At 64.0% G+C, this 14,854-nt stretch carries 14 protein-coding genes; 2 read left to right on the top strand and 12 right to left on the bottom strand.

The window, feature by feature from the left end:
* Together AC1DSJ_RS27535 and AC1DSJ_RS27530 are read right to left on the bottom strand one after the other, a co-directional pair.
* Complete coding sequence (locus AC1DSJ_RS27535) at window positions 1-1,281, bottom strand: TRAP transporter large permease (RefSeq protein WP_054422347.1); 1,281 nt, start codon at window positions 1,279-1,281, stop codon at window positions 1-3.
* 48 nt (window positions 1,282-1,329) lie between these two features.
* Window positions 1,330-1,872 carry a TRAP transporter small permease gene (locus tag AC1DSJ_RS27530; protein ID WP_054422346.1) on the bottom strand — a complete coding sequence of 181 codons (543 nt, stop codon included), beginning with the start codon at window positions 1,870-1,872 and terminating at the stop codon, window positions 1,330-1,332.
* A gap of 132 nt (window positions 1,873-2,004) precedes the next feature.
* On the opposite strand from AC1DSJ_RS27530, the gene gntR reads away from it, so the two are divergent.
* Window positions 2,005-3,030 carry an HTH-type transcriptional regulator GntR gene (gene gntR / locus AC1DSJ_RS27525; protein ID WP_175169834.1) on the top strand — a complete coding sequence of 342 codons (1,026 nt, stop codon included), beginning with the start codon at window positions 2,005-2,007 and terminating at the stop codon, window positions 3,028-3,030.
* Between the two features lie 34 nt (window positions 3,031-3,064).
* Here the strand turns inward: gntR and AC1DSJ_RS27520 are convergent, their stop codons facing one another.
* The 10 genes from AC1DSJ_RS27520 to AC1DSJ_RS27475 all read right to left on the bottom strand — a co-directional run bounded on the left by AC1DSJ_RS27520 (window position 3,065) and on the right by AC1DSJ_RS27475 (window position 13,289).
* Window positions 3,065-3,958 carry a DMT family transporter gene (locus AC1DSJ_RS27520; protein ID WP_441372594.1) on the bottom strand — a complete coding sequence of 298 codons (894 nt, stop codon included), beginning with the start codon at window positions 3,956-3,958 and terminating at the stop codon, window positions 3,065-3,067.
* Between the two features lie 14 nt (window positions 3,959-3,972).
* The gene (locus AC1DSJ_RS27515; protein WP_441372595.1) at window positions 3,973-5,037 is read right to left on the bottom strand and encodes a histone deacetylase family protein; all 1,065 of its coding nucleotides are present in this window, start codon (window positions 5,035-5,037) and stop codon (window positions 3,973-3,975) included.
* A gap of 19 nt (window positions 5,038-5,056) precedes the next feature.
* On the bottom strand, window positions 5,057-5,347 hold the full coding sequence (locus AC1DSJ_RS27510) for a cupin domain-containing protein (protein ID WP_054422342.1): 291 nt from the start codon (window positions 5,345-5,347) through the stop codon (window positions 5,057-5,059).
* Between the two features lie 39 nt (window positions 5,348-5,386).
* Entirely contained in the window at window positions 5,387-7,018 is a 1,632-nt protein-coding gene (locus tag AC1DSJ_RS27505) for an ABC transporter ATP-binding protein (RefSeq protein WP_054422341.1), read from the bottom strand.
* Between the two features lie 9 nt (window positions 7,019-7,027).
* The gene (locus AC1DSJ_RS27500; protein ID WP_054422340.1) at window positions 7,028-7,867 is read right to left on the bottom strand and encodes an ABC transporter permease; all 840 of its coding nucleotides are present in this window, start codon (window positions 7,865-7,867) and stop codon (window positions 7,028-7,030) included.
* A complete protein-coding gene (locus AC1DSJ_RS27495) occupies window positions 7,864-8,871 on the bottom strand; it encodes an ABC transporter permease (protein WP_175169835.1) in 1,008 nt (335 codons plus the stop codon). The genes AC1DSJ_RS27500 and AC1DSJ_RS27495 overlap by 4 nt, the downstream gene beginning before the upstream one ends.
* 101 nt (window positions 8,872-8,972) lie before the next feature.
* The gene (locus tag AC1DSJ_RS27490) at window positions 8,973-10,547 is read right to left on the bottom strand and encodes an ABC transporter substrate-binding protein (protein ID WP_054422339.1); all 1,575 of its coding nucleotides are present in this window, start codon (window positions 10,545-10,547) and stop codon (window positions 8,973-8,975) included.
* A gap of 186 nt (window positions 10,548-10,733) precedes the next feature.
* Complete coding sequence (locus tag AC1DSJ_RS27485) at window positions 10,734-11,978, bottom strand: Zn-dependent hydrolase (RefSeq protein ID WP_476760427.1); 1,245 nt, start codon at window positions 11,976-11,978, stop codon at window positions 10,734-10,736.
* The gene (locus AC1DSJ_RS27480) at window positions 11,975-12,718 is read right to left on the bottom strand and encodes a FadR/GntR family transcriptional regulator (RefSeq protein WP_054422337.1); all 744 of its coding nucleotides are present in this window, start codon (window positions 12,716-12,718) and stop codon (window positions 11,975-11,977) included. The genes AC1DSJ_RS27485 and AC1DSJ_RS27480 overlap by 4 nt, the downstream gene beginning before the upstream one ends.
* Before the next feature lie 304 nt (window positions 12,719-13,022).
* Window positions 13,023-13,289, bottom strand: a complete 267-nt coding sequence (locus AC1DSJ_RS27475) for a hypothetical protein (protein WP_346552684.1) — start codon at window positions 13,287-13,289, stop codon at window positions 13,023-13,025.
* A 118-nt stretch (window positions 13,290-13,407) separates the two neighbouring features.
* On the opposite strand from AC1DSJ_RS27475, the gene hemN reads away from it, so the two are divergent.
* Entirely contained in the window at window positions 13,408-14,838 is a 1,431-nt protein-coding gene (hemN, locus tag AC1DSJ_RS27470; protein WP_441372597.1) for an oxygen-independent coproporphyrinogen III oxidase, read from the top strand.
* The last annotated feature ends 16 nt before the right edge of the window (window positions 14,839-14,854 follow it).

The raw sequence follows: 14,854 nt of genomic DNA, 5'->3' as shown, positions 1-14,854 counted from the left end.
CTAGTGCAACCAGCGTGCGGGTACGGTGATCAGTTCAGGGAAGATCACCAGCAGGACCAGCAGAAGCGTGTAGGCCACAACGTAGCGCCACACGCCTCTGCAGATGGTTTCCATATTGATGCGGGCCACGCCGCAGACCACGTTCAGCACCGTGCCGACGGGCGGGGTCAACAGGCCCACGCTGCCCACCATGACGAACATGACGCCGAAGTAGACGGGGTCGATGCCCGCCTTGATGACGACGGGCATGAGCACCGGGCCAAGAATCAGGATGGTGGGCGTCAGGTCCATCACCGTGCCCACCAGCGTCAGCAGGATCAGCAGCGCGAACATCAGCATCTTGGGCTGGTCCATCACGGGTTCCAGCAGGGCGATCAGGTCTTGCGGCATGTCGGCCAGCGTGATCATGTAGGAGGACACCATGGCGGCCGCCACCAGAAACATGACGACGGCAGTGGTGCGCGCGGCGTTGACGAACAGCGGCGCCAGGTCGCGCAGGCCGATCTCGCGGTAGACGAACAGGCTGACCAGCAATGCGTAGACGGCGGCGACGACGGCGGCCTCGGTGGGCGTGAAGACGCCGCCGCGCAAGCCGCCGATGATGATCACGGGCAGCATCAGCGCCCAGAGCGAATCGCGCAGCGCCTTCAGGCGGCTGGCCCACGGCACGCGCGGTGACGGCTTGATGCTGCCGTGCTTGCGCGCCACCCACGCCCACACCGCGATCAGCGTCAGGCCCATCATCAGCCCGGGGGCGATGCCGGCGAAAAATAGCTTGGTGATGGAGACGTTGGTGGCAACGCCGAAGATGATGAAAGAGATGGATGGCGGAATGATGGGGGCGATGATGCCGCCCGCGGCGATCAGCCCGGATGCCTGGCCGGCCTCATAACCTTTCTCGCGCAGCATCGGGATCAGCAGCGAACCCAGCGCGGCGGCGTCCGCCACGGCCGAGCCTGACAATGACGCCAACAGCACGCTGGCGAAGATGGCGACGTAACCCAGGCCGCCCTGGATGTGTCCCACAAACGAGGTGGCCAGGTTGACGATGCGGCGCGAAATGCCGCCGGCGTTCATCAGTTCACCGGCCAGCATGAACAGCGGCACCGCCATCAAGGTGAAGCTGTTGGCGCCCGTAAGCATGTTCTGCGCCAGGATTTGCGTGTCGTAGAAGTCCAGCTGGAACATCATGGCCAAGGCGCTGAGCAGCAGCGCAAAGGCAATCGGCATGCCCAGGGCGATCAGCCCCAGCAGCACAAGCAGGAAGACGGTCAGGATCATTGCGGGTGTCCGGGCGGGAAGGGGGCTGTTGGGGGGCTGTAGTCGGGATCAGACCAAGGGATCTTCGGGGCTGGACTCGGCGGGCAAGGGGCCGCCCATCAAGACCCGTATCAGGTCGATCACCGTCAGCACGCCCATGGCGACGGCTGCGTACAGTGCCGCGGTGTTGAACACCGCCAGGCGCATGCCCGTGACCGGCAGCACCGTGTCCATGCCAATCACGGTCTGCACCCAGCTGCCTTGCGCCATCAGCCACAGCACCCACAGCACCAGCAATTGGCAGAACACGTGGGACACGCGGCGCGCACGCGGGCCGAATCGCTCGACCAGCATCGTGACGCCAATATGCTGGTGGTCGCGCAGCGCAATGACCGCGCCCAGAAAGATCATCCAGACGAATGCCAGGCGGGCGACTTCGTCTGACGCGTTGATGCCGGAATTGAACAGGTAGCGCAGGGCAACGTTGCCGAACAGCAGCACGACCATGACGATCAGACAGGCCACCATCAGCCATGTCTGCAAGGTGAAACACCAGTCGGCGGCGCGGGCCAAAGGCGTACCGCCCGGCCGGCCCGAAGGGCTTGCGTGCATTGTTGTCTCCTATCCGTTTCCCGGAATTTTTTGGATTATGCTGTGGCGAATGTTAGCGCTAACATTTTCTATTTGGCAAGCCCCATTTGTTGCGTCAGACTACGCGCTTCCCATCCCACGCTGCGAGGGCCAATGTCCGTTCGTAAACCCCGAAGCACCCGCGTTGGCCGCGTCACCATGCAGGACGTGGCGCGCCGGGTGGGCGTCAGCGCCATCACGGTTTCGCGCGCCTTGCGCACGCCGGACAAGGTCGCGGAAACGCTGCGGATGCGTATTGCGCAGGTGTGCCAGGAATTGGGGTATGTCCCTAACCACGCCGCCAGCGCGCTGGCGTCGGCGCGGTCGCAGACCATCGTGGTGCTGATCCCGTCGCTGAGCAACGTGGTGTTCGTGGACATCATCACGGGCATCAAAGACGTGCTGGACCGCCACGGTTATCACATGCTGATTGGCGTGACGGGTTATTCGCCGGACGCGGAAGAAGCCTTGGTGCGCAAGTATTTGCAGCATTCGCCCGATGGGCTGATCTTGACGGGCATCGACCACAACCCCGGCGTTTGGGCGCTGTTGCGCGCGCAGCATATTCCCACCGTCCATACGATTGAAACGCTGTCGGATGGCGAGGACATGAGCGTCGGATTTTCTCAATTCGACTCCGGCTACGCGGCCTGCCGGCATCTGGCCGAACGGGGGCATCGGCGGGTGGCCATCGTGGGTGCGCAGCTGGACCCGCGTTCTTTGCGCCGTTGCGAAGGCGCGCGGCAGGCGTTGCGCGATGCCGGCTGCTACGACGAAGCGCTAGAAATCATGACGCCGGAAAAATCGTCCATCAGCCTGGGCGCGTCGTTGATGGAAGACCTGCTGGCGCGGCATCCCGATTGCGACGCCGTGTTTTTCTGCAACGACGATCTGGCCCAAGGCGCGGTATTTCAATGCGGGCGGCTGGGCGTGGAGGTACCAGGCCAGATGGCCATCATCGGCTTTCATGACTTGGCCGGCACGGCGTGGACGACACCGCCTTTGTCGACGATTGCCACGCCGCGCTATCAGATCGGCGTGTCGGCGGCCGACCTGCTGATGCGGCATTTGGCGGGCGATGACATCGACGAGCGGCATGTGGATCTGGGTTTCGCGCTGGTGCAGCGCGAGACCAGTTGAGTCAGCCGCAGATGCCGCATTGGGTGGTGCGCGATCAGGCCGCCCGGCGCATCGCCAGGAACACGCCTGCCGCCATGATCAAGCTCATGCCCGCCAACGCCAGCGCATCGGGCGGACGCTGAAACCAGAACGTGCTGAACAGCACGGCCAGCAACAGCTGAAAGTAATTCAACGGGGCCAGCGTGGCTGCCGACACGCGTTGGAACGCGGCGATCAGCAGAATCTGCGCCAGCCCGCTGCATGCGCCCAGCGCGATGATGAAGATGGCGTCGGCCAGATCTGGCCAGGGGTCGGGCAGGAAGAACGGCGCAGGCAGCGCCGTGACAATCAGGCAAATGATGGCCGTATAGGCGTACTGAACCGGCCCGGGAACCTTGCCAGACAGCTTGCGTGTCAGCACCTGAAAGATGGCGTAGCTGACGGCCGATACCGCCATCAGCACCGTGCCCAGCAGCGGCAAATCGGCGCCGGGGCGCACGATCAGCAGCATGCCCGCAAAGCCCGCCGCCACCGCCAGCCATTGCACCGGCCGCACGCGTTCACCCAGCAGCCACGGCGACAGCGCCACCATGATCAGTGGGGACGTGAAGTAGATGGCCGTGGCTTCCGATAGCGGCATCCAGATCAGGGCGGTCATGAAGCACGTGGCAACCGTTGCCAGCATGACGCCGCGCAGCACCAGCAACGGCTTTTCCGGCGCATCGCGCAAGCGCACGCCCGCGCCGTGCCGCCACAGCATGAACATCGCCAGCGTGATTACCGCCAGATAGCGCATCACGTTGAGAAAAGGCGCGGGGTAGCGTTCCAGCAGGTGCTTGGACCCGGCATCAAAGGTGGCGAACGCCACCAGCGCGGCAAAGAACAGCAGGATGCCGGCGTTGCGCGTCGCGGCGGGCGCGGGCAGGATCGCAGCGGGGACGGAGGCCATGTGGGGTGAACGCGTCAGGCGCCGGCGTGGCCCATGCCTTGCAGAAACGCGTCCAGCGCGGGGCCGATCGCCTGCACCATGTATCCGCCTTCCTGCACGACAACCGTGGGCAGGCGCAGGCTGGCGACACGGGCGCCGATGTCACGATAGGCGTCGATGTCCAGCTTCAGGACGCTGATGGGGTCGTTTTTGTAGGTGTCAAAGCCTAAGGCCAATACCAGCGCTTCGGGGGCGTAGCCCGTCAATGCAGTCAATGCCGTGTCCAACGCAGCCAGGAAGGGATCGTTGCCCGAGCCGTGCGCAAGCGGCAGATTCAGGTTGTAGCCTTCGCCCGCGCCATAGCCGCGTTCTTCCGCATAGCCCGTGTAGAACGGGTAGTAGGCGCTGGGGTCGGCATGCAGCGACACGGTCATCACATCGGCGCGCTGGTAGAAGATGTTCTGCGTGCCGTCGCCGTGATGCGCGTCCACGTCCAGCACCGCTACTTTGGACCACGTTTGCAGCAAACGGCTTGCCGCCGCGGCGCTGCTGTTCAGGTAGCAGAAGCCGCCCGCGCGGTCACGATGGGCATGGTGGCCCGATGGCCGGCACAGCGCATAGGCCATGCCGTGCGTGCTGGCGACGTGATCGGCGGCCGCTACCGCGCTGTGGGTGGAGCGCAGCGCCGACCGCCATGTCTGCGGGCCGATCGGGCAGGACAGGTCGCTTAAGTAGTAGCCCGTTTGCGCCACGATGGACGGCGACGGGCAAGGGCCGCGGCCGGCCTGTTCGACGCGGCCGTTGTAGTAGGGCGACAGGTTAGGCAGGACCTCGGGGCCGGGGTCCACCCCGGGCGCCTTCAGCGACTGCCAACGTGAATACGCCGTTTCCAGGTAGTTCAGGTAATCGGCACTGTGGATGCTATCCAAAGGCTTGCGGCCGTAGTCCGAGGGCGCTTCAACCTTGATGCCTCGCGACGCCAGCGCGCCTTGCAGGCTTTCCGCGCGGGACGGCAAATCGGTGGGGGCGCTGAGCCGGCCCAGCCGCATGAATTGCTGCGGAGTGTGCAGCAACTGTTCTTCCGAGAAAAACGCCTTCATGGTGGTCCTCGCTGACGCGTCAAGCCTGCTTGAGTTCGATCTCGACGAAAACGAATTCGGTATCGCTGGGATTGATGACGTTGTGTTCCACGCCAACCGGTCGATAGTAGGCGATGCCGGTCGTCAGCTGGCTGGTGATCTGGCCATCGGGCGTGTCAAGCAGCAAGGGGCCAGTCGTTTGCGGCACCACCACATAGTTCATGCCATGGCGGTGCCAGCCGGTTTCGCCGCCGGGCGGAAAGCGCCACTCGGTGACGGTGACCATGTCGTTGTCGATCTGCACGGTAGGCACGGCGGCGGGGCGTTGCACGGGGGAATCTCCTGGTGGGGTCATGGGCAGGTATCGGAATCAGGCCATTGTCGCCTGGGTCGGGTCCCAGTGCTGGCCGGGCACGGCGGCAATCAGTTGCCGCGTGTACGCGTGTTGCGGGTTATCGAAAATCTGGGCGGGCGAGCCGTACTCAACCACTTTGCCACGGTGCATCACCAGCACGGAATTGCAGATCTGTGCGGCCACGCGCAGGTCGTGGGTGATGAACACCAGCGCAATCTTCAGGCGCTGTTGCAGGTCGTGCAGCAGTTGCAGCACCTGCGCCTGCACGGACACATCCAGCGCCGATACCGATTCATCGGCCACCAGCACTTTGGGTTCCAGCGCCAGCGCCCGCGCGATGCCGATGCGTTGGCGTTGCCCGCCCGAGAACTGGTTGGGGTAGCGGTCAAAGGCGGACGGGTCCAGCCCCACCAATTGCAGTAGCTCGCGCACCCGGGCTTCGGCCTGCGCGCGCGGCACGCCATTGGCGACCGGGCCGTCGCTGATGATGCGGCCCACGGTGTGGCGCGGGTTCAGCGATGCAAAGGGGTCTTGGAAGATCATCTGGATGTCGTGGCGCATCGGCCGAAAGCGCGACTCCGGCAGCGTAGCGATGTCCTGGCCATTGAAAATCAGCTGGCCGCCATTGATGCCCACCAGCTTCAGCAGGCACTTGCCGATGGTGGATTTGCCCGAGCCGGATTCGCCCACGATACCCAAGGTCTCGCCGCGGCGCACCGCGAAGCTCACGCCATCCACGGCATGCACTTCGCGCTTGCCGCCCAGCCAGCCGTGGCCGATGACGTAGGTTTTTTTCAGGTCTTTCACTTCTAGCACGGGCGCGTCGTTCTCGGTTGCCACGCGTTCTTCGCCACGGCGATGCGGCACGGCGGCAATCAAACGCTGCGTGTAAGGATGGCGCGGGCGGTTGAGCACATCATCGGCCAGGCCTTGCTCGACCAGCACGCCTTTTTCCATGACGGCCACGCGGTGCGCAATTTCGGCCACCACGCCGAAGTCATGCGTGACGAACATCACGCCCATGCCTTTTTCTTTCTGGATGCGAGCGATCAGCGCCAGGATCTGCGCCTGCGTTGTGACGTCCAGCGCGGTGGTGGGTTCGTCGGCGATCAGCAGCGCCGGTTCCAGCACCAGCGCCATTGCGATCATCACGCGTTGGCGCTGCCCGCCCGATAGCCGGAACGGATACACGTGATAAAGCGTGGCCGGGTCGGGCAGCCCAACAAACGCCAGCAGCTCCAGCGTGCGCTTCATGCGCTCGGCACCCGGGTAGGCGTTGTGCACGCGCATGACTTCGCTGATCTGTTCACCCACGGTCATCAGCGGGTTCAGCGCTGACAGGGGTTCCTGGAAAATCATCGCCATGTCTTTGCCGCGCATGGCTTGCAAGGTGGCTTCGTCTTGTTGCAGCAGGTCTTGGCCGCGGAACAGGATGCGGCCTTGTTGCGGCGTCAGGTAATCGGGCAAAAGGCCCATGATGGCGTTGGCGCTCATCGATTTGCCCGACCCGGATTCCCCCACGATGCACAGGATTTCACCCGCGTGGATGTCGTAGGAAACATCCTGCACGGCAAAGGGGCGGTCGCCGCCGCGAGGCAGCGCAATGCTCAGATTCTGGATGGACAACAGAGGCGTGGCTTCGGTCATGTCGGCCTCCTATTCGCCGCGCTTGCGCAGTTGCGGGTTCAGGGCGTCGTTGAGCCCTTCGCCGATCAGGTTGATGGCCAGCACGGTCAGCAAGATGGCCACCCCGGGCCACACGCTCATCCACCAGGCTTCGCGGATCATCGTGCGAGCGGCGCCAATCATGAAGCCCCAGCTCATCAGGTTGCGGTCGCCCAGGCCCAGGAAGGACAGGGACGATTCCGTCAGGATGGCGGTGGCCACCATGAAGGACGCCGACACGATGATGGGCGACATGGCGTTGGGCAGGATCTGCGTGCTGACGATGCGCGCGGGCGTCTGGCCGATGACGATGGCCGCCTGCACGAACTCGCGCTGCTTGAGCGTCATGAACTCGGATCGCACCAGCCGCGCGGCCGGCGGCCACGACACGATGGCGATTGCGCCCATGATCGAATACACGGATGGGCTAAGAATGGCCACCAGCACCACCGCCATCGCCAGTTGTGGAATGGTCTGGAAGAACTCGGTGAAGCGCATCAGCGCATCGTCCACACGGCCGCCGCAGTAGCCGGCCACGGCCCCGACCAGAATGCCGAACAGCAGCGCCACCGCGGTCGACAACAGGCCCACCATCAGCGACACCCGCGCGCCCCAGACGAGGCCTGCCGTGATGTCGCGGCCCAGCATGTCGGTGCCGAACGGGTAGTCGGCGTTGGTGAAGGGCGGAATCAGCGGGTCGGCCACCATCATCCAGGGCGATTCCTGGTACAGCAGTGGGGCGGCCAGCGCCACGACAACCACGATCAGCATGATGGCAAGTCCCGCCACCGCGCCGTAGTTGCGCATATAACGTTGGGCAAAGGCTTTCATGCGGCGGCTCCTTGCTGCGCCCCGGCGCCGATGCGGGGGTCGATCAGGCGGTACATCACATCGGTCAGCAGGTTGAAAATCACGACCATGATTGAGGTGACCAGGAAGATGCCCAGCAGCAACTGGTAATCCCGTTGTAGCAGGGCGTCGAACATCAGGCGGCCGATGCCGGGCCACGCGAACACGGTTTCGGTCAGCACGGCGCCACCGGCCATCTGGCCCAGCTGGATGCCGGCAAAGGTGATGACGGGCAGCAGTGCGTTGCGCAAGACGTGCGCGCGGATCACGCGGCTGGGGCTCACGCCCTTGGCGCGCGCCGTTTTCACGAAGTCCATGCCAATCACTTCCAGCATCGACGCGCGGGTCAGCCGCACATACACGGCCATGAAGAAGCACCCGAGCGTGACGGTGGGCAGGATCAGATGCTGCGCGATGTCTCCAGCGCGGGCCCAGCCGGTAAGCCCTGAGCCCACGGTTTCCATGCCAAAGGCGGGCAGCCAGCCCAGCACTACGGAAAACAGCAGGATGCCCATCAAAGACAGCCAGAACAGCGGGGTGGCGTACAGCAGCAGCGCGCCCGTCATGACCGAGCTGTCGATCCAGCGGCGCTTGTTGCGGTAGCGGGCCTTGGCGGCGACCACCCCCAGGAAAACGCCCAGCACGATGGAAAACACAAACGCGCAGGACATCAGCAGAAAGGTCGCGGGCAGGCGCTCGACGATCAGGTCCAGCACCGGCACGTGGTTGCGATAGGAAAAGCCCAGGTCCAGTTGGACCACGCCCTTCAGGTACAGCATCAGCTGCGTCAGGATCGGCTTGTCCAGGCCGAAGGCCACGCGCAACTGGTCGACATAGGCGGCGTCGCCCGCGCCGGCCTGGCCCGCCAGTACGGCGGCCGGGTCGCCTGGCGCCAGGCGGATCAGGAAGAAATTGATGATCACCACACCCAGCACCACCACCAGGGCTTTGCCGATGCGGGATAAAAGAAAAGACAGGAATTTCATGCGGGGTCCTCTCTGGTCCGCCGCCGTGGAACGCTCCACGGCGGCGTCTTGCTGCACTTGGCTTGCTGCGTATTACGTGGCTGCGTATTACCTGGCTGCGCTTACTTTTCGATGTAGACGTCGTCGAACGATTCGTTCAGGCCGATGGCCGTCTTGACCAGGTTCTTGACGTTGGCGCGATACAGCGTCGGGAACTCCATGTCCACCAGGAAGCCGTTGGCCACATCATTAACCAGCGTCGTTTGCAGCTGCGTATAGAGCGCCTGGCGCTTGGCCGGGTCCACTTCCGAGGCGGCGGCTTCCCACTGCTTGTCGGTCTCGGGGTTGCTGTAGCCCTGCACGTTGGCAAACGGCGAACCCTTGACGATGTTCGACGAGATATACAGGCGCTGCACGCCCAGCGCGGGGTCGCCGTACTGGTAGGTGAACGTCGTCGTTACGTCGAAGTCCCAGTTGCCCGTGCGGCTGGCCCAGCCGCCGGCGTCGGTGGATTCCAGGTTGACCTTGAAGCCCAGTTGCTCCAGCGCCTGCTTGGTGTATTCGCCCAGGCGGTCCCACGTGGAGCCGTAGGGGAAGCTCAGTTGGCGGATCGTGTAGTCCTCAGGCTTGATGCCCGATTCCTTGATCAGCGCGCGCGCCTTCTTCATGTCGAACGGCATGGCCGGCATGTTCTTGTCGTAGAACATCTCGGTCGTCACGAAGGGGCTGGTCGACACCTTGCCCAGGCCAAAGAAAATATTGTTGACCACCATATTGCGGTTCATCGCCGCCATGATCGCCTGACGCACCTTGACGTTGTCGAACGGCGGCTTGCGCATATTGAAGATCAGGTACGCCTGCGGCGAGAACATTTCCCAGCCGGCCGTGGTGTATTCCACCTTGGGCAGGGCGCGCAGGCGCTTGATATCGACGTTGTCCACGTCACCGCCGCGCAGCACGTCCACGCTGCCGCGTTCAAACGCCACCGCGCGTGAGGCCGCATCAGGGATCACGTTGAACACCAGCTCATCCAGGTACGGCATGCCCGGCTTCCAGTATTCGGGGTTGCGCGTCAGCTTGATGTATTCGCCGCGCTTCCATTCCTTGAACATGAAGGGGCCGGTGCCAACGGGCTTCTGGTTGGCCGGATTGGTCATGTAGTCGGTGCCGGCATAGAGGTGCTTGGGCATCATCGGCGCAAAGCCCGGTTCGAACATCAGCATGAAGGCGGGGAAGGGCGTCTTCAGCTTGATGACGACGGTCTTGGCGTCGGGCGCCGTCACGGAATCCACGAACTTGTTCAGGATGACGCGAGCGCGCGCATGCGTTTTGGGCAGCATGTCCGCCAGCGAGAAGACCACGTCTTCGGACGTGAACGGCTTGCCGTCATGCCACTTCACGTTGTCTTGCAGATGGAAGGTGTACGTCAGGCCATCGGCGGCGGCCTCCCAGGACTTGGCCAGGCCGGGCTGCGGCTTCAGGTCGGTGGAATAGGTCAGCAGACTTTCATAGATCTTGCCTGCGACGAATTGCGTGGGGCCTTGCTGGTTGATGGCCGTGACAATCACGGGCGGCTCGGGCTGAACGATCATGTTCAAGGTGCCGCCCTTGGTCTGGGCCAGGGCTTGGGTCGCGGGCAGCGCGGCCGCAAGGACCAATGCGCCGATGCTAAGGGAGAACCATTTCTTCGATTTCACTGCGAGCCTCCGGGCTGGAAAGGGACTGACAGGTGACCGCCGTTGCACGGCAGATGCCGGGCAATAACAAGCAAACCTCGTGCCACCTGCGTTTCTCAGGGGTACAACGGGTGAAGCCGCACCATTCGTGCTTCATACAGGTGCTGGGTAAGGCGGCCGCGCACCATTGCGGCGAAATCGGCGGTGCTAACGCGCGGCGTTGGCGCGCGCCACCATGGCGTCAAGCAGGACGTTGCAACCGGCTTCCAGATGCCCGGGCTGCGCGTCTTCAATCTCGTTGTGGCTGATGCCGTCTTTGCACGGCACGAAAATCATGGCGGTGGGCGCGACGGCGGCCATGTACACGGCGTCGTGTCCTGCGCCCGTCACGATGTGCATGGCGGGCAAGCCCCGGCTGGCCGCGCCTTGGCGCACCTTGTCCACCAGGTCGGTATCGAACGGCGTGGGCGGGAAGGTCTGCACGTCTTTCACATCCACGTGTACGCCATGCGCCACGGCGATGTCGTCGCAGGCGCGGCGCCAGGCCTGATCCATGCGTGCGAGCGTGGCGGCGTCTTCGTGGCGCAGGTCGGCGGTGAAGCGGACCTGGCCGGGGATGACGTTGCGCGAACCCGGATGCGCATGGATTTCGCCAACGGTGCCGCGCCCATGCGGCTGATGCGCGTTGGCGATGTTGATCACCGATTGCACGAGGAAGCTGGCGGCGAACAGCGCGTCACGGCGGATGGCCATGGGCGTGGGGCCCGCGTGCATTTCCATGCCGGTGACGRTGACGTCGTACCAGCGCAAGCCCAGTGATCCGGTCACGATGCCGATGGTCTTTTCTTCATGCTCAAGAATCGGGCCCTGTTCGATATGCGCTTCGAAGTAGGCATCGACCGGCCGGCCGCCCACGGGGTCTGCGCCGGCGTAGCCGATGGCTTGAAGCTCATCGCCCACCGTCAAGCCCTGCGCATCACGTGCGGATAGCGCCGTCTCCAGCGGGAACTTGCCCGCAAACACGCCTGATCCCATCATCACCGGCACGAAGCGCGAGCCTTCTTCGTTCGTCCAGATAGCGACTTCCAGCGGCGCTTCCGTTTGCACGCCAGCGTCGTTCAATGTGCGCATGACCTCCAGCCCGGCCAGCACGCCATAACAGCCGTCGAACTTGCCGCCGGTGGGTTGGGTGTCGATGTGGCTGCCGGTCATGACGGGGGGCAGTGCGTTGTTGCGGCCGTCGCGGCGCGCGAAGATGTTGCCCACTTGATCCACCCGCACCGTCAACCCGGCGTCGCGCATCCAGCCCGTGACCAGATCGCGGCCCTGGCCGTCCAATGCGGTCAGGGCAAGGCGGCAATTGCCGCCCTTGGGCGTGGCGCCGATCTGCGCCAGATCCATCAACGACTGCCATAGCCGTTGGCCGTTGATGGACAAGGAAGACGATGTCATGGATAGCCTCGGTGGTCGGTGAGTGAATCGACGTCTTCGCGCAGCCGCGCCAGGATGCCCAGCAGATGCGTGTGCATTGCATGGCGGGCGCGGATCGGGTCGCGCGCCATGATGGCGGCCAGGATGCGCTGGTGCTCGGCATGGGCCGCGGCCCACACCTGTGTGTTCACGAAGTAGTCCTGCATGCGGCTGTACAGCGAGCTCGCCTGGGTCAGATTCCACAAGTGCGCCACCGCTGACGCCAACGCCGCGTTGCCGCAGGCCATGGCGATGGCGCTGTGGAATTCGCGGTCATGCTGGCCTGGGGAATCGGTCAGCGACATGGCGGCGTGCGTGTCGCGGATGGTGGCAATCTGCGCGGGCGTGGCCTGTTGCGCGGCCAGCGCGGCGCATTCCGGTTCGATCAGCATGCGGGCTTCGAGCAAGTCGAAGGGGCCGATGTCATCGTGGCCGGGCAGGGCATTGGCGGCTGTGGAGGACGCCGCGGGAAACGCGGCGCCCTCGGGCGTGATCGTGACGAACACGCCCGTGCCGACGCGCACTTCCACATACCCCTCAATCTCCAGGGCGATCAACGCTTCGCGGATCGACGCCCGGCTGACTTGCAGTTGCTCCGCCAGTTCACGTTCCGAAGGCAGGCGCCCGCCGCGGGGGAAATCGCCCGCCCGGATGCGGCCGGCGATCTGGTCGGCAATCATGCGGTACAGGCGGGTGACGGCGACAGCCTGGAAGGTGCTCATAACGGATCGGTGTATCGATATGGCCTGGTGGTCAGGCCACCAATATAGGCACGCCGTTATTGAAATAACAGGGAAATTTGAGGATTTCAGGGAAAACGATCAGAGGGATTCCACGTCTTCCTATCTGGTGGTCAGGCCAGTTAGGCGTGCGCAGGGCGCACGCCTGAAGTGCAGCTAGCCTGAGGGGCAGCCAGCCTGAAGTGCAGCTAGCCTGAGGGGCAGCCAGCCTGAAGTACAGCTAGCTTGAGGTGCAGCCAGCCTGAAGTGCGGCTAGCTTGAGGTGCAGCCAGTCTGAAGTGCGGCCTTATTCGGCTGCGTCGTCCGGTTCGGGCGTTTGCGTGAATGCGCGGACCAGGCGGGCGATGCCTTCCAGCTCATCTTGCGCGCCGACGACCCATTCGGGTTTGTCGAACGGGCTGTCGGACGGCGCCTTGTCCATGCCATCCTTCAAGTCATTGAGCAGCTCCAGCGCCATGTCGGTCGCTTGGGGGCTGCTGCGGGTGGAAAGGGCGATGGCAATGGCCAAGGCTTGGCGCATGGCCAGCAGGCGGCCATCCAGTTCGGTGTCCATGGGGTGTGTCCTGGTTCTGCAACGTGAATGGGCGCATTTTACGGGCGCAAGCAATGGGCGCTTCGGGGTTTGCGCCAGATCAAGGTGCGTGGGGCCCCGCAGGCGAATAATTCGGGGTATGCAAGCCGCCCTCCGCCCACTCGTTTCAGACTCCCCGGCTCCTGCCGCCGCCGAACCTTTTTTTCCTCCCCAGTTGCTGGCTCGGCTGGACAAGAACGGGCCGCGCTACACCTCGTATCCCACGGCCGACCGCTATCACGCTGGCTTTGGCGAACAAGACTACCGGCTGGCGTTGCAGCAACGCCGCGCCGCGCAACCGGCGGAACCGCTGTCGCTCTACGTGCACATTCCGTTCTGTGATTCGGTCTGCTATTACTGCGCCTGTAACAAGGTGGTGACGCGTCACCACGATCGCGCGGCGCGTTATCTGGACGCGCTGGCGCATGAAGTGGCGCTGCATGTCGAGGAGCTTGGTGCCGGCGTTCCGGTGTCGCAACTGCACTTTGGCGGCGGTACGCCCACCTTTCTATCAGACGCTGAATTGACGCGTCTGATGGACGATCTGCGCACGGCCTTCCGCTTTGAGCCGGATGCCGAAATCTCCATCGAAGTCGATCCGCGCACGGCCACCCCCGAACGCCTGGCGCATCTGCGCAAACTGGGCTTCAACCGGCTGAGTTTCGGCGTTCAGGACTTTGATCCGCGCGTGCAAGTGGCGGTGCATCGCGTGCAGTCTTTCGAAGATGTGCGGACGCTGATGCAAAGTGCGCGGGGGCTGGGCTATGCCTCGGTCAATGTCGACCTGATCTACGGGCTGCCGTTGCAGACCACCGAATCGTTCGAGCGAACCATCGCGCAAGTGGTGGCATTGCGCCCGGACCGCGTTGCGCTCTACGCCTACGCGCACCTGCCGGAACGCTTCAAGCCGCAACGCCGCATCAACGAAGCTGACCTGCCCGACCGCGCCACGCGCGTGGGTCTGCTCAGCTCGGCCATCGATGGCTTTTTGCAGCAGGGCTACACCTACATTGGCATGGACCATTTCGCGCTGAACACGGATGCGCTGGCCATTGCGAAACAGCGTGGCGAGCTGCACCGAAATTTCCAGGGCTACAGCACGCAGCCGGATCGCGACCTGGTCGCGCTGGGCGTATCCGCCATCGGCCGCATCGGCAATACCTACAGCCAGAACGCCAAGATGCTGGACGAGTATTACGCCGCGATCGAAGCCGGGAGCTTTGCGGTCGAACGCGGGCTGGAATTGAACGCCGATGACCTCGCGCGCCGTGAAGTCATCATGGACATCATGTGCCAGGGCCGCGTGGATTTTGCGCGCATCGAGGCCCGGCACGGCCTGCGCTTTGGCGACTACTTCAGCCGCGAATTGCTGCAAATGGCGAATCTGGCGGAGTTGGGCCTGGTCAACCTGCGGTCGGGCGAGGTGCAGGTGACCGGTCTGGGCTGGTATTTTGTGCGCGCCGTCGCCATGGCGTTTGACGGCTATCTGCGCAGCGTGAGCAGTGGCGCCAGCTATTCCCGCATCATCTGAAGCGGGCTGCGCAGGC

The sequence above is a fragment of the Achromobacter sp. 01N37 genome (assembly GCF_056399725.1).
This window is presented reverse-complemented; position numbering and strand designations above follow the sequence as displayed.